Genomic DNA, 21,302 nt, shown 5'->3' with positions numbered 1-21,302 from the left:
CCTTTCGAACTTTCTCCCTTTCTACATTGATACAGGCTCTCACCCCTATATTTAAGTGTTACAAATTGCCATAGAACAAAAAAACCAAACCTTAAGCATAAAATATATATTTTAAATACTTAAGATTTGGTTTTGCCTGCATTACCAGTAACAATCCACTGTTTATGCAATTGTAAAATCCGTATTGATAAAACGCATTAACGAATCAGTTATTTACACATTTTCTTAAATTCATCAGCCACAAACTGTACCTTAGGTCCTATAATAACCTGGACACTTGTTTTTCCTGGCCGGATGACCCCTGCAACCCCTGCAGATTTAATTTTCTTTTCATTTACTAAAGTATAATCTTTGATTTCCAGCCTTAACCTTGTAATACAGTTATCGATACCGGTAATATTGTCTTTTCCCCCAAGACCTTCCAGAACAATTGCCGCTACCTGGGTAAAATCATTATTGGAAAGTGTCACTTCTGCCTCTTCCACGTCATCATCCTCACGACCCGGAGTTTTTAAGTTAAATTTCTTAATTACGAAACGGAAGATTACGTAATAGATCACACCTACCACTAAACCAATCGGAATGATCAGCCATGGGTTTTCAGCCATCGGCGCTTTGATACTTAATAACCAGTCTACAAATCCTCCGCTGAACCAGAAACCGGAACGTACGGGAAGCATAGCTACAACCAGCATACAAATACCTGCTAAAATAGCATGAACAAGATATAACCCTGGTGCCAGGAACATAAATGCAAATTCCAGAGGTTCTGTTACACCGGTAAAGAATGCACAAAGTGCTGCTGCAAACAGCAAACCGTATGCAGTTTTCTTTTTGCTTGGTTTCGCTGTATGATACATCGCCAATGCTGCTGCCGGAAGACCAAACATCATGAATGGGAAGAAACCTGACATATACATACCTGTCTGCCCATATACAGCTCCGTCAACGGTTCCCCAAAACTTAAACAAATCATTGATTCCAGCAACGTCAAACCAGAATACAGAATTCAACGCATGGTGAAGTCCAAACGGAATTAAAAGTCTGTTAAAGAATCCATAAATACCTGCGCCTATCGGTCCCAGTCCCAGGATCGATTCGCCAAATGCTACTAATCCGGAGTATACGATCGGCCATATAAAGAACAGGACTAAACATGCAACCAGTGAGATTACTGCCGTGACAATGGATACACACCGTTTTCCACTGAAGAAAGCCAATGCATCCGGTAACTTTGTATTCTTAAATCTATTGTAGCAGGAAGCTCCAATTAAACCGCACAGAATACCAATTGCCTGGTTATTGATCTTGCCAAACGCCGGATTTACGGCTGCAACGTCTATGCTGCTTAATACTGCAACAACTCCCGGAGACAGAATCATCTGAACCATCAGCCAGGATACGATGCCGGCAAGCGCTGCCGTACCATCATTATCATCAGCCATACCAAGCGCAACACCAATGGCAAATAAGATTGCCATATTGTCAATCAGCGCACCTCCTGCTTTAACCAGAAAGAATGCAATTACATTTGGATCCCCCTGTCCTGACATAACAGCCGGACTGATCCAATAACCGATACCCATCAGGATACCAGCTGCCGGTAAACAGGCTACCGGCAGCATTAATGATTTGCCTAACCTTTGCAAATACTTCATCATAACTATGAATCTCCTTTCTCTCGCCTTTTCAGACATTTTTTATCTGATCTTGCTCTCCCGCAAGTTCAAATCCACACTATAACAATAATTTCTGAAGACCCGCAAATGCGGCTTCTTCATCCGCCCCGTCAAAACGAAACAGAATCTGACTTCCATATTTTGCTCCCAGTCCCATCAGTTCCAGGAGGCTTTTGCAGTCTGCCTTTTTATTCCCACACAATGCCTCAATCTTACATTCATATTTTCTCGCTTCCATATAAACCCGGGATGCAGGTCTCGCATGTAATCCCAGTAAATCATTTATTTCATATCCAAACTCCCTCATAGGCATTTTCCTATAACTCAATAATCGGATCCAGCTCATTGACATGCATATCTGTGTGGCATTCCATATTGGGATATTCAGATGCATTGCAGATAATTACAGGAGTAATCACTTCATAACCATCTTCAATAATAGCCTCCATGTCAAATTCCAAAAGCAGATCACCGGCCTTAACCCGATCCCCCTGTTTTGCATATGCTTTGTAATGTACCCCTTTTAAATTTACTGTATCCAGTCCTACATGAACAATAAGCTCCACCCCTGAGTCAGTTGTGATGCTGACTGCATGAAGCGTCTGGAACAGCACGGTAAGTTCTCCGCTTGCCGGCGCCACAACCCGTCCTCTCTCCGGGATAATGGCAACCCCTTTTCCCAGAATTTCCTGGCTGAAGGTTGGGTCATTTACTTCACTTAACGGTACAACCTTCCCTTCTACAGGTGCCAGGATCTTCTCTTTGGAACCAAACATTTTTTTTATTGATCCAAACATATGTATTCTCCTCTCTTCTCACATTCTCATTCTCTTAATATGTACAGCCAGATAAGCGGTTTCTTCATCCGTTACATCGTGGCGGTATATCTCTTTGATGTAATCCTTAATCTTCAAACTGCATGCATATTCTTCCGGATACAGCTGCAGAATCAAACGGTTAAATTCACTGTTTTCGCTGTTTAACAATTCTTTTGCTATAATTCTTTGTGCCAGAAATCTCAGATGGGTAACAAAACGCTGATAATTCAGGGACATTTCATCCAGATTCATTCCAAAAAATTCTTTTACGATTTTTACAACATTTTGTATCAGATTCGTAATATCGATGGTATCACGCATACCAGTGTTGAATTCCGCATTTACAATGTGCAGGGCAATAAATCCCGCTTCATCCACCGGAAGGGTTACACCGATCCACCGCTCAATTAATGCAATGGCATATTCCCCGATAAGGTATTCCTCTTTATAAAAAGCCTTTACCTCGTGCAATAACGGATTTGTAAATGTCATATTCTCATTCAGACGCTCTATAGCGAAATTAATATGGTCGGTAAGGGTAATGTAGATATTCTGGTTCAGCCTTCTGTTCAGGACACTTTTTGCATAAGTGATAATCTCCATAGATGCCTGAATGTGTTTAAGCGGCATGTTTTCCAGGAGCTGTTTGAACTTATCCACTGTATTCTGACTGTCCATCCTGAATATTTTTTCAATTTTCTTCTCCTGAATCTCCTTGCCGGGCTTTGTATTGAATCCAATCCCCCGTCCCATCACAATAATCTCTTTCCCATCGTCTTCCAGAGCGCTGACAATATTATTGTTAATAATTTTATCTATCTTCATAATTCACTTCACCCCAGAAATAAAAAAAACCAATTTTGTAGTAAGAAAACATAAATTTTTCTTACGTTCAAAATTGGTTTTGCCTGCCTGCCAGTAACAATCCATATGTATTTAATTCGTTTTAAATATAACAAATCTACCAAAAATTGTCAACAATAATTTTAGACATTTTTTATAAGTTTAGAATTACGTAATATTTACTATATCTTTTTACCATAAATTTGTTTTATTCGACGGAATGAAACAGGCAAATTGCATGTGTGTTTGCAATTTGCCTAATTTCAAATTCAGCACTATTTTATTTCCCCTGTTTTCTGATGACCAATACATCCCTTCCCCCGATATTACAGGTTCCGGATAATACTTCATCATTCAGCAGATTTTTATATTTCTGTGTTCCCAGATTAATCCATCCGGTATCCACACCATGGTTGATTACAAACGTAACATCTCCGTCTTTTCCTGCTCTTGTTGATAGTTCTACTTCCCCGCCGGTCTCAAACAGCGGCGCCAATCCCTGGTCTTCACAAAGCCTGCCTATAAAGTCTGACAGAAATGCATCCTCCGGTTCACAGCCCAGATAATATGCTTTTCCATTTCCCAGATCATTTACCGTAATGCAAGGAACTCCTTTGTAGAAATCTTTTCCATATACCGCCAGGGTTTTTGCGGTAGTGGGACGGATGACATCACATAAAAATCCGGATTTGTATTTCTCCTTTAGCGGAAGACTTTTTACGTTTACCAGAATGGAATTCTGCTCATCCGGGAACATGGCATCAGTTTCTTCCACCCAAAGCCCCAATGTCCCGGACAGCTCTCCCGGTGCGGCACCAAAGATACACCGGTCATTTTCATCTGCCACACCGGTCATATAAGTAGCCAGGAAAGTACCTCCGTCTGCCGTAAACTTTTCAATTTTTTCAGCCACACCAGGCTTCATCATATACAGCAAAGGTGCCACTACAATCTTGTATTTACTAAGATCCGCAGTTACCTTAATGATATCCACCGGAATATTTTTCTCATAAAATGCTTTGTAATATTTATGCACCTGAGCCAGATAATCCATGTCCTGTGTAGGACCGCTAGTCAGTTCCAGTGCCCACCAGCTGTCCCAGTCAAACAGGAAGGCTGCTTTCGCCTCTATTTTTCCTTCCAGAAATGAATCGCCCAGCTTCTGTAATTCCTGTCCCAGTCCGGCTATTTCCCGGTAAATTCTGGTGTCAGCGGTCCCTGCATGGGAAATAACCGCTCCATGGAACTTTTCCTGTCCGCCCACAGACTGGCGCATCTGGAAGAAGAGGCAGGCATCCGCCCCTCTGGCAAGCCCCTGATATGCGATAGTACGCACTTCTCCCGGTCTTTTCAGTTTGTTATATGGCTGCCAGTTCTGCTGATTGGGAGACTGCTCCGCTATAATATAGGACTCTCCGTCCTTTAAAGCTCGCATAATATCGTGTTTTAGCGCCGGCAGGCTTCTTTCGTCCCTGGGTCCCGGATAATTATCCCATCCAGCCGCATCCATATTCTCTACCATCTTAAACTGATTTAACTTTTTAATGAAGCCTGAAATATTACTGAATACAGGGAGATCCGGGGTATATTTTTTCAATATGTCTGCTTCGTTCAGATAGCATTCTACCGTAGAATCCGTAACAAATCTCATATAGTCCAGCTGGATCGCCGGGTTAAAGCGATAATCGTCGTTTAACTCCGTAGGCAGCATAATTTCATCAAAATCATAGACAATACGCCCCCAGAAAGCCGTATTCCATTTATCGTTTAAATTTTCAATGGTTCCGTATCGTTTTTCTAACCAGATCCGAAACTTCCGCTGACAATTTTCGCAATAACAATATGTACCATATTCATTTGCCACATGCCATGCCACAAGTCCCGGATAAGCAGAATAGCGCTTTGCCATCTCGTCTGCAATAGCCGCTGCCCTCTCACGGTACTTTTCGCTGTTCACGCAAAAGAATACACGCATTCCATGAGTTCTTTTCCGCCCTGCGATATCCACAGGCAGCACTTCCGGATAATTTTTAGACAGCCACGCCGGCTGTGCCGTAGTTGGCGTCGCCATAATGACATATATTTTGTTTTCCCACAGCTTCTGTAAAATCTTATCTAACCATTCGAAATGGTATTCACCTTCCCTGGGCTCTATTTTTGCCCATGCAAACACCGGTAATGTCACAAGATTAATTCCAGCTTTTTTAAACAATTGCATATCTTGTTCTATGGTGGCATCATCCCACTGCTCCGGATTATAATCACCGCCATACAATACAAATGGTGTTTTTTTACTATGCATAATTAATACTTCTCCTTTATTCTCTTTGAACATTTCCATCAACTGCCTGCTAGAGTGTGTTTTAAAAATGCTCTAACCGCCGAACAAATAGTAGTTCTTGCTGTAACTGGAATTCAAAATAGAAAAGGATTACTCGCTGATACGTTTTACGCTGCTGCGGGCCACCAGTCTGGTACCCACTTCCATTTTCACAACGCCTTCCGTATTTTCACTGATCTTCTCCACAATCAGATTCACTGCCGATACCCCGATTTTATGTTTGCGTATCTGAATCGTCGTAAGCGGAGGATCTAACATTTCCGAAAGTGTCATATTATCAAACCCTACAATCGAAATGTCTTCTGGAATCTTATAGCCTAATTCGCGGAATACACGCATGGCGCATATGGCAACGATATCATTATCTGCAAAAAATGCCCCGGGCAGATCTTTCTGTTCCTCCAGCTTATGCTTTAACTCACCGTAAACGGCTTCTCCGCCGTCTGTGGCAATCCAGATGATATCCCGGTCATTTAGCGGCAGGCCGCATTTTTCCACAGCTCTTTTGAATCCATAATAGCGTTCCGTGAAATTATTGGCATTTTGGCTTACATGCAAGTAACCTATCCTTTTATGACCCATTTTTGCAAGATGCTCTACTACCTGATAAACACCCTGCTCATTATTTATAGTTACACAATCAAATTTGCGGTGCTCCATATAGTTATCAACCATAACTACCGGTACCTTCAAATCTGTAAAAATCTTAATCTGTTCTTCTGCCATCTCCGTTGCCAGAACAAGCACACCTTCTACATCCTGTTTCTTGATTTTCTCAGCTTCTTCCAGTATGGTTTCTTTATCCGTATAGGATATCATCAGATTGTAGCCTTTGATTTTAATCTGGCTTTCCACTCCTTCAATGATTTCCGAAAAGAGCTGGGAAAAATAAGGGGTGCTGGCCGGAGCTACACCATGTTTGCGGTAAACCAGGAAAAGAATATTCTTTTTCTCCTGAGATTCCGACACAAGCAGCTCCTCATATCCCATATCTTTTACTGCCTTACGTACTTTATTTCTTGTCGCCTCGCTGATTCCAGGTCTGTTGTTTAACACCAGTGATACCGTAGAGGGCGACAAATTCAACAAACTTGCCAAGTCCTTCACTTTAATCCCCATCATATACCATCCTTTTTTTTTGGATTATAAATTTTTCTAAATATTTATTAAATCTTTATTTAGTTTTATATTATCACTGGTGTTTACTACTTGTCAATGTAAATAACACAAGGTTATTTTACAGAGCCGACCATACCTTCCACAAATGCATTCTGCAGCAGGAAAAATACTAAAATCGTAGGAACCGTTGAAATAATAATTCCCACCATGACCATACCGTAATCCGGTGTAAATCCTGCTGCCAGGTTAGAAACCGTAAGGGGCAGGGTGAACTTGGAGTTGCTCTGCAGCGCAATCAGCGGCCACATGTAATTATTCCAGCTTGCCATGAATGAAAAGATTCCTGCTGCCGCATAGGTTGACTTCATCATGGGCATAAAAATTCTTATAAATATTTGTAATTCATTTAATCCGTCTACTCTGGCAGCCTGTATTGTTTCCTGGGGAAAAGCATGGGTATTCTGCTTAAAAAAGAAAATTAAAAACGGTGCTCCTATGGCAGGCAGAATAATCGCCCAGTAACTGTTTAACAGCTTCATTTCCGAAAACATACGAAACATAGGAATGATTTTTGCTGCAAAAGGTACCATCATGGAAGCTATCAGTACCATAAATAAAATATCTTTTCCTTTGCTTGGATAGATTACAAATGCATATCCGGCAAGAGAACAGATCACCAGGGATATGACTACAATAATTACCGCCAGTATCGTCGAATTTAAAAACGCCCCCCACAGATCTGCTGTCTCAAATGCATTTTTTACATTTTTCATCAGGGAAGATCCAAAGGTAAGCTTTCCCATCGTAATATCCTTGGAATCATTTGTGGCACTGACAAGCATCCAGTAAAAAGGAAATATAGAAACCAGTGACACAATGATTAAAAACAGATGTTTGAAAATCCCGCTTACTTTATTCATCCTTACTACCCGTTATTCCTTTCTGCACAATCGTCAATATGATCACTAACACTAAAACTACATAAGAGATTGCCGCTGAATATCCATAACTCGGAACATAATTAAACGAAAGGTCGTAAATATACTGTGAAATCGTTCTGGTTGCATTACCCGGACCGCCTCCGGTCAGGTTTACTACCTCATCAAAGAGCTGCAGGGTAGTATTTAACGCCATAATACTGGTCAGAAATACGATAGGCTTCAGCAAAGGCACTGTAATTTTGAAAAAGGACTGAAAAAAGTTGCATCCATCCATTTTCGCCGCTTCATATACGGATTTATCAATATTTTGAAGGGCTGATAAGTAAAAAATCATATAGTATCCTGTATATCTCCAGATAAGCGCTATGACAATTACTGCTTTCGCCCATCCGGCATCCAGGACAAAGGGGATTGCTTTGTCCACAATATTCAGTTTAAGCAGGACCTGATTTACAATCCCGTCTACTGCAAATAAATTCTTAAATAAAATTGAATAAGATACCAGAGATGTTACACATGGAAGAAAAATACAGGTCCTGTAAACACCTCTCATTTTCATCTTCGGGTCATTCAGCAACACGGCGATCACCAGCGCTGCCAGCAGCATAACAGGAAGCTGTACTACTGCATAGAGCAGCGTATTTCCCATAGTCGTCCAAAAAGTAGCATCCTTAAACATTCTGATATAATTTGCAAATCCTGCAAAATGCAGTGCAGCCCCCTTTCCCGTTTTCAGGGAAAGGATAAACGCCTGGATCATCGGTACATAACTGAAAATCAAAACCAGAGCGGCTGCTATCGCTACCATGGACCACCCTGTCAGGCGGTATTTTTTCTTTCCTTTAGTTTCCATTTTTATATCCTCCCGCATATCGCAGGCCCTGTCTGCGATATGCATTAATATGTAGTTTGAAAGGAACTTTCAAACTTTCTCCTCTTAGCAACTCTCCAGAGCGTGTTTTCAATTGCTTTATCCAGTGCTCCATCCAGTTATTTTACTGTTAATTGCACAATGATTTACCAGATGCAGCACTTACTGTATCGACTGATTAAACTGCTCTGCCGCATTTTTTAAACAGTCATCCAGAGTTCCTCCCGCAAGGTATTCCGGTGTTACGGCTAAGAGTGCCGCCTGTGCTTCTGCTGAAAATGCTCCTGTATCAACAGCCGGAATATCTTTTAACCATGCTGCCAGATCTGCATTTAATTTCTGTCCGCCATAAAATTCAGATGGTTCCGAGTAAGCTTCTACGCTTTCTGCCGGAAGATAAGTTCCCATAATGTTGTTGGATTTTAACAGTGTATTATATAAGTCTGTGCTTCCCGCGAATGTCTTAGCCAGGAAATCTGCTGCTTTTTGGGCATTCTTTGCATTATTCAGTACATACCAGCTGGAACCGCCCTGATTGGATTTATTTGTTGCACCTTCTACACTTAATTTTGGAACCGGTGCTACTGCCCATTTTCCGCTCTGATCTTCTGCTGCCATAATCGTGGAAGAAATCCAGGATCCACGAAGTACACAAGCTACATCTCCACCATTAATTGCTCCGGCGAATTCTGTCCAGTCGCTGACTACCTTACAGTAATCAGATTCATTTAAAGTATTAAAAATCTCAAAGCTTTCTTTTAATGCCGCATTGTCTGTAAAATCAGCATTTCCATCTGCATCTGTAAACCATTTCCCTGCAGACTGCATCATGATTTGGAATTCAGCAATATCATTTGGATTGTAGGTCTGCAGCATATGGCCTTTCTCTTTTAACTTTTCGCCCATAGCCAGATATTCATCCCAGGTCAGGTCCTGCATGTCTTCCTGGGTATATCCTGCTTCTTCTATATAATCGGTACGATAAAAGAGTCCTGCCACGCCTGTGTCAAATGGAACTCCGTATCCTACACCGTCATAAGATACTGCTGCTTTTTTATAACTGGCAAAATCATCATAATTGATGACATCATCCATCGGCATAAATGCATCCGGGTAAGACATCAGATATCCCTGTGCTGCAAGGTCACTGATGATCACAATATCAGGAAGATCATCTGTCACACCGGAAGCTAACACGGTATGAATCTTCTGGAGGCAATCAGCCTTTGACATTTCTACGAAATTAATTTTCGCCCCGTCATAAAGCTTATCCGCTTCTTCCAGCGCCTTGCCGTTAAATGCCTTGTCCCATGCCCAGACCGTAAGTTCCGCTTCCGAATCGGAATCTGCATCCTCTGCTTTTCCACCTGTTTCTTTTGCATCCGCTGCTGTCTGGGCTGACTCTGCCCCCTTATCTGCGGAAGTTTCTGCCGGCTTATCTGAACTGCCACAACCAGCGATCATCGATGCCGTTAAAGTAACTGCTAATAATGTTGCTGCTAAACGCTTTTTCATTTTAAAATCCTCCTTTAATAAATGTCTCTAATGTTCTATTAAAGATTTTATATTTATTTATAAATTCTTTAATAGAATAGTAGTACTATTTTTATAAAAAGTCAATATTAATTTTCATTTTTTTATGTTCATTTATCCACTTTGGTTTATTTGCACTATTATACAGCTCCAATTTTGGATACTTTTCACATCATACATTCATTATTTCTTTCTGCGAAGCTTATAAATTTTATATAAATATTTACATTAACTTTACAAATACTCATAAATAAATTTAGTTTTTTTATATTCTCATGATTTTTTATTTTTTCTATTAAGTTCGATGGATTCACAGAGTAAGAAGATACTCACAATACACAAAAAATACAGATATGCCTATATATCTAATAAGCTTATCTGTATTCTTCCCTGATTTGGATTTTTTGAAACAAATTTTATATCTCTGAAAGATGATAGACATCATTCCTTCTATTTTCCAGAGTGAATACCTGATTGCGCACTGACCGAAGATACTCCAGATCAATCTCTGCTGTAATCACGGTGGTTTTGTCTGATGCCATTGCGATTACATTTCCCCAGGGATCAATAATCATCGTTTTCCCATATGCCTGATACTTCGGCTTCACACCAATCTGTCCAGGGGCAATTACATAACAGCCATTTTCAATTGCCCTGGCTCTTAAAAGTACTTCCCAATGATCCTTTCCGGTATTTACCGTAAAGTTTGCAGGAGTGATAAAAATCTGTGCTCCCTTAAGTGCCATTATCCGAAACAGTTCACAGAATCTCATATCATAGCAGACAGACAGCCCCAGATGACCAACTTCCCGGGTGTCTACCGTCAGTATATTATTCCCGGGACAATTCACGTCGGATTCCCGAACGTCCGGTCCATCCTCTATCGATACATCAAATGGATGGAGCTTACGGTATTTGGCCGCTAACTCCCCCATAGGATTTATTAACATCGTTGTATTATAGGGGCGTCTGTCATTTGTATCTTCATTTTTTTCATAGATACTTCCGCAGTGCAGCCACACCCGGTACTTTTTGGCCTGTTCTGCAAATACTTTGAATGTATGCCCTTCCGGTATGGACTCTGCAAATTTCTCGCATTCCGATCCGATATAATTAACCGTCTCCGGCATAGCAATTAACCGGGCACCCCGCTCTGCTGCTTCTCTTATCAATTCAACTGCGTTGTTAAGATTTTCCTCAACATTGCTCTTGGAATCTAATTGGATTGCTGCTGCTGTGAATTTGTTCATATTATCGCTGTACCTCCTTTTTATTCTCTAATTTATTGCCAGTTCAAAAATCTGCTTACAAAATCCCCATTTCCTTCCCCCTGTTCACAGCTGCCAGCCTGCTGTTCACCTGCATCTTGGAATAAATATTAATTACATGGGTCTTCACGGTTGCCAGGGAAATGCAAAGCGCATCTGCAATCTGTTTATTGCTTTTTCCGGTACTGAGTTCTCTCAGAACTTCCAATTCCCTTTCAGAAAGAATATGCTCTTTATTGCTGCTGCTCTCCTCCGGCATCATTTCATGAAGGAATTCCCGTTCCTTTTCTTCCAGCTTTTCCTCTAATTCCAGGCGATACCTGGCTGTCATCTTCTGCATCAGACCCCGTTCGAAGAAAAAGGGCTGCCGCAGTCCGCTGTCTGCGGCGTAAGTAATTACTTCGATCAGCATATTTTTTAATTCCCGCCGGCTTTCCTTGCTCTGCTCTTCTTCCTTCTCTTTACTCAATATTCTCATCTTCAGCAAATCTGCCTCAATAATTCTATTCTTATTACGATTCTTCCTTGCAGATTTCAATATCTCATTTATTGTCTTTATCCCAGTATCCACATGGCCTCTGTCCGCAGACAGCTTTGCATAAACCAGCAAAGTATCCATTTCATTCCCCCGTTCTGCACCACGGTGAAAATCATGTAAAAAACGTTCCTCACATTCCGGATCACTATGGTTCCAAACTACGTATTTAATCAGTGCAGACCCAATCAGGCAATTATCCGGAAGACAGCTTCTTAGAAATGCTTTCACTTTTGCGCTGCTTTTCGTGTAATCTTCCGTCAGGCATTCATATTCGACCACATTGTATTGAAAGCTCAGATCCATCATCAGTGCCTCCCGGGATGTCACCTGTTTTGCCTGTTCGATTGCTTCTTTTGCCTCTTTTAGCTGCATTTTCTTCAAATAAACGCCGATCAGCCCTACATAGTAGGGCAGCTTTAACATTTTGTAATCATTCAGTAACGGGCTGCAGCTCTCATAAAGTTCCATGCACAGATCCAGTTCCCCAAGTTCTTCATAGATCTGGGTGCGTACAAAGGTTACAAAAAACCCCAGATAATGGTTCCCTGTCTTTTTCCATATACTGTCTGCCTTTTCCAGATAATCAAAGGCAGTCTGAATATTCCATTTGTAATATTGTAAAAATGTTTCCTTTACCAGCAGGAACGCCTTTGTTGTATCATTAATTGGAAAACTATCTATTTCTTCCATGGTAAGGAGGCGGATATCGGAATAGGAAAAAGATTCATTAACAAATAAATCAGCACATTGGATTGCTTTTCCCAGATTTCCCAGATCTCCCAGATCTCCGGAACTGCTTTCCCGGCTTAATTTTTCATAAACTTTTTTACAGATTTCAAATTCAAAATTAGCATAGTGATAAAAGAAATACTGTATGGCAAAATCTGAATTACTATATATTTCTTCAATCGGAACTTTACAAAAGTAGGAAAAGAAGATGGAATTTTGTGGTATTTGCACCAGGATATCCATTGCTTCTTCATAAGCTTCTATAAGAAACAGCTGATTCAGGCTCTCTTCATAATCCCCTGATTCGTATAGAATTTCAGATGCATGCTTATGTACTTTCCTCTGAAGATCAATATCTTCTTTTGCAAAGTGCTTCCTTAAATATTCCAGCAGGATCCCATGATAACGATACATGCCTTCCATTTCATCCACACATATCACGAATAAGTTCCGGTCAATGATACTGTCAAATGCCTCTTTTGCATCTTCTCCTGTCAGCTCCACACACATTTCTTTATTAAAATATTGAAAGACAGAAGAAAACAGCAAAAAATGCTGTTCCTGTTCCGGCAATACCTGAAAAATCTCTCTGGAAATGTATTCGTCAGAAAACCTGTTTTGAAAATTCAGTGTAAGTATCTCTTCTTCCGTCTTTCCTTTCAGGGAAAGAGAAAGAAGCTGAAGCCCTCCAATCCACCCCTCTGCGATCCGGCACATATATTCCAGCACTTGATCCGAATAAGAAAGCCCCAGTGTATTTGTAAGAAAATCCATACTGTCCCGGTATCCGCATTTCAACTGCCCCTCATCAATTACCAGAAGTTCTCCTTCCATGCCAAGCGCTCCCAGATAGACCTTTGGCTGCTCTCTGGTTACCAGCAGGATATGCAGCTGCTCGGGCATATTTTTAAATATCAGGTCGATTGTGTTTATCAGTTCCGAATCCTGGATCACCTGAAAATCATCCAGGATCAGCCAGCAGTCACCGGCAAAAGTTATTTCACCAAATAAAACCGGTAAAAACCGCTCCATATTATCCATCTGCATATTTTCGTCAAACAGATGAATCAGTTCCTCACCCTTTTCTCCCAGCTGGTCTCTGACCGCTTCCAGAAAATAATGCCAGAAGACAAATATATGGTTACTGTTTTCATCCAAGGAAATCCAGCGAACAAGTTCTAATTTTCTGTCGGAAATATAAGAACTCAGCAGCGTTGTCTTCCCGCTTCCCGCCTCTCCCTGAATCAGTATTACTTTATAATCCGGCACTTGATCCAGGATCTGATATAACTCACGCCGCACCACATAATTTTTCCGTGGTTTCGGTATTTTAAATTTTGATTGTAATATGGATGTATTAAACATAATTGAACCTTTCCGGACTGAAGCCTCTCCAGCGTGTGATTAAAAATTCATTTCCGCCATCTGCACGCCCCAGGCAATTCTTTATTTTACAGCAGGCCGGTACTTTCTGCAGTTTCGTACAATTGAGATTCCCGTCAATACCAATATGATTACCAGACAGTAACCCAGCTGCTGATAATGATGTATATTCAGACTTCCCTTTTCTACCCCATTCACAAATGAGATAAAATTCTTCTGAGGCAGCACATTTATCAGCCCATTCATGATTTGGCTGCTGTGCGCATAAGAATAAAAGGTTCCCCCTAAGACAGATGTCAGTACAATCAGTGGGGATGCAGTCATATTGGCACTGTCCATGCTCTTACAAAAAGTATGCATAAAGATCCCAAATGAAACAGAAAGCATACACAAAATTCCAAGCAGCGCTGCATATTCCCACAGGGATAAACCAATGTTCAGCCCGATTATCCGGGCAGCAGCCACCACACCCATACTGGGTAGAAAAAGCATCAGGAAAGCATATAAAAAGTGTGCTGCCAGATATTTGACAAAACTGATTGGCGAAACAGCGATCCGTTCCACTAAATGTTTCTCCTTATCTTCACCATAATATTCCATGTGCAGAACCCCCTGCATCAGCAGAATCATCACCAGGTATCCGATAATATTTGTTCCAACTCCCCGAATCCGGTCTGTTTCGGGAACAAATCCTGCCGGGTCTTTTAACGCCTGCATCACCATATTTTTAAAAGTATCGCCTTTGAGCGTCTGTATCCCATATCCCTCAGCTGTTTGTTTTATCACGGCATCATACCGCCCGCTTACTAACTCACTCTCTTTTGGTTCCTGCAAAACATAACTGATATTAAAATAATGCTCCAGCCCAATCTCTTCCCGGACATTTCCAACTACTGCAAGATTTCCAATCACCTGTATCTTATTCGTAAAGTAAATAGCAAACCCTACCATACAAATGGTAAGCACTAACGTCATTATAGCATTTTTTTTATTGCACAGCACCCTATCCAGATCATTTTTTAATATTTGTATCATACATAATCCTCCTTGTGGAAAAACACACCGCACAGCACCACTATGATCACCGTCCCTGCTGCCAGCATAAATATAGTGGGTAATACCTGACCCAGATCCCTGTCATATATAATTGCAAACAGCGTATTCATAATCCATTTCACCGGAGACAGCAGGCATATCTTCCGAACAGTCTCTCCGAATCCATCCAGTGAAAAAAACACTCCGCCCAGCAGACATAATATGGTAAGCAGCGTACTTAGAATCTGATTCGTAATATTCTCACTTTTTAAAATACAGCAGCACATAACTCCCAGTGCTGACGAAAAAAGAATTGCCATAGTAAGTACCGCCAGCACATATCCCGTATACATTCCCCCAATATTGACACCAAACAAATAATGCAGTATACCAAAATCAATAAAATACGCAATCTCCGTAAATAGAAATGCTGCGATAATCTTAGAAAAATACAGATAGGAATCCGGCTGTGGTGAGAAAATAATTCTCATATTTCCTGCCTTAATACGCTCCTCCATAAAGGAATTTGCACCGATAGTAGCTGCATTTAATGCACCGTAGATCATCAGGCTGATGCCATAGTAATCATAAGAAGTGATCTCTGTGCCATAACTACCCTCCATAAAAAATCCCATCACTCCCACCAGCAAAATTGGAAATGCTAAAACATAAAAAAGCCACATTGGATTTTTAGCCAGATTCATAAAATCCTGTTTACATATATTATAAAATCCCCGCATATAAAGCTCCTTTCTTAATCCGTTTATTCATCCCGAAGGCTTTTTCCCGTGAGGCTTAAAAAAACTGTTTCCAAGTTGGCAGTCCGGCACATTACATTGTTGATTTTGATATTCTGGGATAGCGCCAGTGATATAATTTTATCCAGGTTTTCCACATTTTTTAAAGTTGTGATTTCAATAATTCCTTCTTCTGACCTGATTTCCATAACACCTTCAATGCGGTAAAATTCATCAATACTCAATTCTTCTTCGGATTCTACTGTCAGAATAAATTTTCTTTTATCGGAAATACTTTCCTTAAGTTCTTCCTTCGTTCCCTCGGCTATAAGCAATCCATCATCCATTATGATAATACGTGTAGAAATCTCTTCCACTTCTTCCATATAATGTGTGGTGTATAATACGGTCATACCATGGCTGCGCAGTTCCCGTATGGATTCTAAAATGTGATTGCGTGACTGGGGATCAATTCCCACTGTTGGTTCATCCATAATAACCAATTCCGGCTCATGGGCAATGGCACACGCTATATTTAACCTGCGCTTCATACCACCGGAAAATGTTTTCACTTTCTGATTTTTACGATCCTTTAATCCGACAAAGGAAAGTGCTCGTTCTGCCTTCTCACTTAAATCTCTCCCTTTCAGCCCATAAAGAGATGCAAAGAAACGCACATTCTGGATAGCGGTTAGATCTTCATACAAAGCCAGATCCTGCGGTACAACTCCAAGATGATACCGGTACTCCTTTTTTGTATCCCGGATACACTTTCCCTTATATTGAATTTCTCCCCCGTCTGCCCCCAGCACTCCTGCAAGGATATTGATTGTCGTACTTTTCCCTGCACCGTTTGGTCCAAGGAAGCAGAGAATTTCACCCCGCTTAATCTCAAACGATATTTTCTTTACCACTTCTTTATCTCCATAACATTTTTCCAGGTTCATTACCTTTATTAATTGATCCATAGGGATACCTCTCATTCTCTCTGTGATTTGTTCCTGCCATTACTTTAGCATCCGGGACAAAAAAAGAAATCAACCGAAAGGTTGATTTCTAAGGTTGAACTCTCTATTTTTACGTTATTCAAACATATGCTATCTAAGCAGCCCCATACTCCCCGTAAGTTTATTTACCAGCTTCTTATTGCCGCATATCGCAATACCAAAGTACTGCAGTTTTTCTTCATCTACCTTGCTTAACTTTTTTGTAAAATCTTCATAATCATTACAGCTCTGCGCCACATCTGAAAAATCTGCAACCGTAAGCGGCTTGAATTCTTCTGTATAAAGTCTGCTCCGCAAATCCTTTATGATTTGAACATTTCCCTTCAGGATGGGAACCGGAAATGCTGTAATTCCCAGATGTTCATTCTTAGTTCCATCCGATACATCCGCCCCTACTATCTCCGGATGTTGTCTTCCCAGTGTGATTCCCAGGACTGCTGCCGTATTAGCAATAATTCCCAGCGGAAGATTCTCATCAATTACCATGACACATTTATCATTTTGACTGTCCATTTTTGTTCTCCTTTGCATCTGATCTATCTTTGCAAAGTATAACACACACTAAAATAGTTCTCTTGTATGATATTGACAATCTCTTCTGCTTTTCAAATATTATGGTTCCAAACTTTACTCAGAACTATTGATCATCCTTCACCATTTGAAGAAAATATTCATGGACTCGGGTATCCGCTGTAACTTCAGGATGAAAGGCAGCTCCAAGCTGATTTTTATATCTTACTGCTACTATTTTGTCATCAACCCTTGCCAGTATCTTCACCGCCGGATCAGCAATTTCAATGTATGGTGCTCTGATAAATGTCATTGGAATCATGCCGACTCCATCCATATGTCCCTCTGTATGAAAGCTGCCTAGCTGTCTGCCATATCCATTTCTTTTTACAGTAACCGGCAGTGTTCCGAAGTGGACCTGTTTATCGTTGGATAACTTTTCCGCCAGTAGGATCAGTCCTGCACAGGTTCCAAGTACCGGCATCCCGTTTTTGATCTTTGTTTTTAAGATATGGAATAAATCCAGCTCTTTTAAAAGCTTCCCCATTACTGTGCTTTCCCCGCCCGGCAGGATAAGACCGTCAAACGCTTCCTCTGCATCCTTTTTCTGCCGTATTTCGATGCAGTCTGCGCCCAGTTTTTCAAGCATCTTCTCATGTTCTATAAAAGCCCCCTGAACTGCCAACACTGCAATTTTCACTTTATTTTCCCCTTTCTGCCATTAAAAGTCCGATTTCCTGCTCATTGATTCCCACCATTGCTTCCCCCAGGTCTTCCGACAATTCAGCCAGCATTTTAGCATCCTGATAATTGGTTACGGCTTTCACAATTGCCTGTGCCCTCTTTGCCGGGTCACCTGATTTAAAAATGCCCGATCCTACAAAGACTCCTTCCGCTCCAAGCTGCATCATTAATGCTGCATCTGCCGGAGTTGCAACTCCGCCTGCTGCGAAATTAACAACCGGAAGTTTACCGTTCTGATGCACATATTCTACCAGTTCATAGGGTACCTGAAGCTCTTTCGCTGCCTGAAATAGTTCATCCTCCCGCATGGAAACCAATCTTGCTATTTCCTGATTCATCATTCTCATGTGACGGACTGCCTGCACAATGTCACCGGTTCCCGGCTCCCCTTTCGTACGTATCATGGAAGCTCCTTCCGTAATTCTCCGAAGCGCTTCTCCCAGATCTTTCGCACCGCATACGAAGGGAACCTTAAATTTAGTTTTATCAATATGGTACACATCATCCGCCGGAGACAGCACTTCACTTTCATCGATATAATCTATCTCAACTGCTTCCAGAATCTGCGCTTCCGCAAAATGTCCAATCCTGCATTTTGCCATAACCGGAATCGTCACTGCCTCCTGAATTCCACGAATCATCTTTGGATCGCTCATTCTGGATACCCCGCCGGCCGCTCTGATATCTGCCGGAATCCGCTCAAGTGCCATAACCGCACACGCTCCGGCATCCTGTGCTATCTTTGCCTGCTCCGGTGTAGTTACGTCCATGATAACCCCGCCCTTTAACATCTGTGCCAGTTCCTTATTTAACTCATATCTGTACTGTTTCATTTAAACACTCTCCTTGTTATCTATTGTTGTAATGGTTGTCAACGGCAAGTAAATATTTGTATGGCTCATACATTTTCCAAATTAAGATCATAAGAATTCTTATCATTCATTGCAAATGAGCAATTTTTATGGTCTTACTATATCCGAAATGTGTCCTTGTTTCAAATGCCAGTTTTGATTTTTTAACCCATGCCAGTTCACCAATGACGAACAAACTAAATAACTGGAACCCAAAATTGAATTTCACTTTTTCCATCCTCATCCATTACTTCACCATAACTATTTTGCATACCCCATCATTAAAATAACGGCAATGGATTCCTGCTTCATAGGCTTCGAATCCTCCGCCTCAACAAAATAAACTGCCTTTTATCTTTAAACACGGGTCTTTACGCGTAGTTTAAAAAAGTGATAAAAACATATAAGGCTTACCCTGTATATGTTTTTACCACTTTTGACTCTCATACTATTTATATTAATCATAAAGATTTGCAAACAGCTTAGCTGCTAATCTCTGTCTAACACAATCAGCCTGGATATAATTTCCTCACAAATCTCTACAACATTCTTACCATCTGTCTCCACGACAACGTCAGCAGTGGCAAGATATTTTTCACGCCGTTTTTCCATTAGCTCTTCTATGAATGCTACATTCATATTATTGTTCAGGATCGGACGTTCCCGGCTGTCCTTCACGCGCTCGAAAATTGTCTTTGGTGAAGCGGTCAGCAATACCACTCTTCCATGCTTCTTCATATGTTCCGCATTGTCCGGACGCATTACAACGCCGCCTCCGCAGGATACAATTGCCTGGCTTTTTTTCTGAAGTTCAATCAGCATATTACTTTCCAGATTACGGAAATATACTTCTCCATACTCCTCGAAGATTTCCGGTATTGACATTCCCTGCTTCTTAGCAATCATTGCATCCATCTCAATACGCTCCATCTCAAGCATTTTCTCAAGACCGTCTGCAACCGTACTCTTTCCAGCCCCCATGAATCCGATTAAAAAGATATTATAGTCGAACAAACTCTTTGCCTGTATCTTCCGGCTGTTTTTTACAATATATTTAAAAATATGTAAAATCTCTTCTTCGAATTCATTGTTCCCAACCTTCTTCTTCAGGGCATCTTCCTGTTTCTTCTCCTGTTCGGGCTGGATAATCGGCGTACCTGTTTCTTTTTTGTATTCGATAATATCCTTTATGTAATTCATGCGTATTACAAGTTCCTCAATGATGCGGTCGTCACATTGGCTTATCTTCTCTCTGATTTCTTCTAATCTATCCATCTGGGCTGTTCCTTTCTTATATTTCTATGCTGTATTATAACAGTAGGATGAAAATTTTTCAACATTTTAATACTTTAAAGCGAAAAAACTCCTTATTTCTTTTACTATATGTAGTATTCGCCTATTTCATATGATATAATTTAATATAATTGCAATTAATAGAAAGGTGAGGATGCTCCATGAACTTAAACCAGCTATACTATTTTCAGACGATCGCAAGGCTGCAGCATTTTTCCAAGGCTGCTGATGAACTTCATATCTCCCAGCCCAGTTTAAGCTACGCCATGTCCAGCCTGGAAAAAGAACTTGAAACCTGCCTGTTTGAGAAACAGGGACGGAATGTTGTACTTACGAAATATGGAAAATTTTTTTTGGAGCATGTTGACCGCTCCCTGGAAGAACTGGAAGCAGGTATCCGACAATTAAAAAAATACACCAGCAATACAAAAGGGCAGATTGATATCGGATATGTATATCCTCTCGCCCCCAGGTATATACCAAAAATGGCACGCAGCTTTCTGGATCTCCCGGAAAATAAAGATGTAAACTTTACTTTTTATCAGGGTATTACATCTGCTTTAGTTTCCGGTCTGAAAAGCGAAAAGTATGATCTTATCTTTGCATCCCAAGTCCCCGCCGAAACAGATCTTGAATTTGTTTCCCTGATCGAACACGCACTTTCTGTCATCGTACCACTTAATCATCCGCTGGCGAATTTTGACCGGATTCATTTTCATGAAATATCCAACTATCCACTTGTTGTCTACAATAAAGAAACCGGACTTGGGCAGCTAACACTAAAGCTTTTTAATATATCCAACATAGAACCGCAAATCATATGTGAGGCAGAAAATGAACAGGCTTTATATGGACTTGTGTCCGAAGGGTTCGGTATCTCTCTTGCAGCCGTAATCCCTGAAATAAACCTGTATCAGGTAAAGGCAATTCCTGTCATTGAAGGCTACTGTAAACGTCATATCCATATGGCATATCTGAGAAATCATTATCAGACTCCAGCCATGAAACGCTTTATTGAATATGTCAAGTCACATGAATTTGAAATATAATTCAGAAAGGATC

Annotated in this window: 20 protein-coding genes; 1 reads left to right on the top strand and 19 read right to left on the bottom strand. The window is 40.8% G+C overall.

Going from position 1 to position 21,302, the window contains the following annotated elements; translation table 11 throughout:
* Positions 1-209 precede the first annotated feature (209 nt).
* The 19 genes from nagE to QR40_RS05810 all read right to left on the bottom strand — a co-directional run bounded on the left by nagE (position 210) and on the right by QR40_RS05810 (position 20,222).
* On the bottom strand, positions 210-1,661 hold the full coding sequence (gene nagE / locus QR40_RS05895) for an N-acetylglucosamine-specific PTS transporter subunit IIBC (protein WP_176731027.1): 1,452 nt from the start codon (positions 1,659-1,661) through the stop codon (positions 210-212).
* A gap of 76 nt (positions 1,662-1,737) precedes the next feature.
* Complete coding sequence (locus QR40_RS05890) at positions 1,738-1,986, bottom strand: HPr family phosphocarrier protein (RefSeq protein ID WP_044289696.1); 249 nt, start codon at positions 1,984-1,986, stop codon at positions 1,738-1,740.
* A gap of 10 nt (positions 1,987-1,996) precedes the next feature.
* Positions 1,997-2,476 (bottom strand): PTS sugar transporter subunit IIA, encoded by a 480-nt coding sequence (locus QR40_RS05885; protein ID WP_027296244.1) that lies wholly within the window; start codon positions 2,474-2,476, stop codon positions 1,997-1,999.
* Positions 2,477-2,494: 18 nt separating this feature from the next.
* The gene (licT, locus tag QR40_RS05880) at positions 2,495-3,322 is read right to left on the bottom strand and encodes a BglG family transcription antiterminator LicT (RefSeq protein ID WP_027296243.1); all 828 of its coding nucleotides are present in this window, start codon (positions 3,320-3,322) and stop codon (positions 2,495-2,497) included.
* A gap of 298 nt (positions 3,323-3,620) precedes the next feature.
* Positions 3,621-5,642: a beta-galactosidase gene (locus tag QR40_RS05875; RefSeq protein ID WP_044294016.1), complete on the bottom strand. Its 2,022-nt coding sequence runs from the start codon at positions 5,640-5,642 to the stop codon at positions 3,621-3,623.
* A 129-nt stretch (positions 5,643-5,771) separates the two neighbouring features.
* Positions 5,772-6,803, bottom strand: coding sequence for a LacI family DNA-binding transcriptional regulator (locus QR40_RS05870; protein WP_081820383.1), 1,032 nt, complete (start codon positions 6,801-6,803; stop codon positions 5,772-5,774).
* Positions 6,804-6,913: 110 nt separating this feature from the next.
* Positions 6,914-7,720 carry a carbohydrate ABC transporter permease gene (locus QR40_RS05865; protein WP_027296240.1) on the bottom strand — a complete coding sequence of 269 codons (807 nt, stop codon included), beginning with the start codon at positions 7,718-7,720 and terminating at the stop codon, positions 6,914-6,916.
* Complete coding sequence (locus tag QR40_RS05860) at positions 7,713-8,594, bottom strand: carbohydrate ABC transporter permease (protein ID WP_081998809.1); 882 nt, start codon at positions 8,592-8,594, stop codon at positions 7,713-7,715. The genes QR40_RS05865 and QR40_RS05860 overlap by 8 nt, the downstream gene beginning before the upstream one ends.
* A 180-nt stretch (positions 8,595-8,774) precedes the next feature.
* Positions 8,775-10,127 carry an ABC transporter substrate-binding protein gene (locus QR40_RS05855; protein ID WP_044293882.1) on the bottom strand — a complete coding sequence of 451 codons (1,353 nt, stop codon included), beginning with the start codon at positions 10,125-10,127 and terminating at the stop codon, positions 8,775-8,777.
* A 434-nt stretch (positions 10,128-10,561) separates the two neighbouring features.
* Positions 10,562-11,395, bottom strand: a complete 834-nt coding sequence (locus tag QR40_RS05850) for a carbon-nitrogen hydrolase family protein (protein ID WP_044293881.1) — start codon at positions 11,393-11,395, stop codon at positions 10,562-10,564.
* Between the two features lie 55 nt (positions 11,396-11,450).
* Positions 11,451-14,045: a helix-turn-helix transcriptional regulator gene (locus tag QR40_RS05845; RefSeq protein WP_044293880.1), complete on the bottom strand. Its 2,595-nt coding sequence runs from the start codon at positions 14,043-14,045 to the stop codon at positions 11,451-11,453.
* An 81-nt stretch (positions 14,046-14,126) separates the two neighbouring features.
* Positions 14,127-15,098, bottom strand: a complete 972-nt coding sequence (locus tag QR40_RS05840; protein WP_044293879.1) for an ABC transporter permease — start codon at positions 15,096-15,098, stop codon at positions 14,127-14,129.
* Positions 15,095-15,838 carry an ABC transporter permease gene (locus tag QR40_RS05835; protein WP_044293878.1) on the bottom strand — a complete coding sequence of 248 codons (744 nt, stop codon included), beginning with the start codon at positions 15,836-15,838 and terminating at the stop codon, positions 15,095-15,097. Before QR40_RS05835 ends, QR40_RS05840 begins: the two co-directional genes overlap by 4 nt.
* 23 nt (positions 15,839-15,861) lie before the next feature.
* The gene (locus tag QR40_RS05830) at positions 15,862-16,803 is read right to left on the bottom strand and encodes an ABC transporter ATP-binding protein (RefSeq protein ID WP_044293876.1); all 942 of its coding nucleotides are present in this window, start codon (positions 16,801-16,803) and stop codon (positions 15,862-15,864) included.
* A 129-nt stretch (positions 16,804-16,932) separates the two neighbouring features.
* Complete coding sequence (locus tag QR40_RS05825; RefSeq protein WP_044293875.1) at positions 16,933-17,355, bottom strand: DUF2000 domain-containing protein; 423 nt, start codon at positions 17,353-17,355, stop codon at positions 16,933-16,935.
* 124 nt (positions 17,356-17,479) lie between these two features.
* Entirely contained in the window at positions 17,480-18,052 is a 573-nt protein-coding gene (gene pdxT, locus QR40_RS05820) for a pyridoxal 5'-phosphate synthase glutaminase subunit PdxT (RefSeq protein WP_044293874.1), read from the bottom strand.
* 1 nt (position 18,053) lies between these two features.
* Positions 18,054-18,929, bottom strand: coding sequence for a pyridoxal 5'-phosphate synthase lyase subunit PdxS (gene pdxS, locus QR40_RS05815; protein WP_027296230.1), 876 nt, complete (start codon positions 18,927-18,929; stop codon positions 18,054-18,056).
* A 106-nt stretch (positions 18,930-19,035) separates the two neighbouring features.
* Positions 19,036-19,176, bottom strand: a complete 141-nt coding sequence (locus tag QR40_RS31680) for a hypothetical protein (protein WP_160295776.1) — start codon at positions 19,174-19,176, stop codon at positions 19,036-19,038.
* 260 nt (positions 19,177-19,436) lie between these two features.
* Positions 19,437-20,222 carry a shikimate kinase gene (locus tag QR40_RS05810; protein WP_044293873.1) on the bottom strand — a complete coding sequence of 262 codons (786 nt, stop codon included), beginning with the start codon at positions 20,220-20,222 and terminating at the stop codon, positions 19,437-19,439.
* Between the two features lie 179 nt (positions 20,223-20,401).
* On the opposite strand from QR40_RS05810, the gene QR40_RS05805 reads away from it, so the two are divergent.
* Entirely contained in the window at positions 20,402-21,289 is an 888-nt protein-coding gene (locus QR40_RS05805; protein WP_044293871.1) for a LysR family transcriptional regulator, read from the top strand.
* Positions 21,290-21,302: the final 13 nt, after the last annotated feature.

It is taken from the genome of Robinsoniella peoriensis, assembly GCF_000797495.1.
GTDB lineage: Bacteria > Bacillota > Clostridia > Lachnospirales > Lachnospiraceae > Robinsoniella > Robinsoniella peoriensis.
This window is presented reverse-complemented; position numbering and strand designations above follow the sequence as displayed.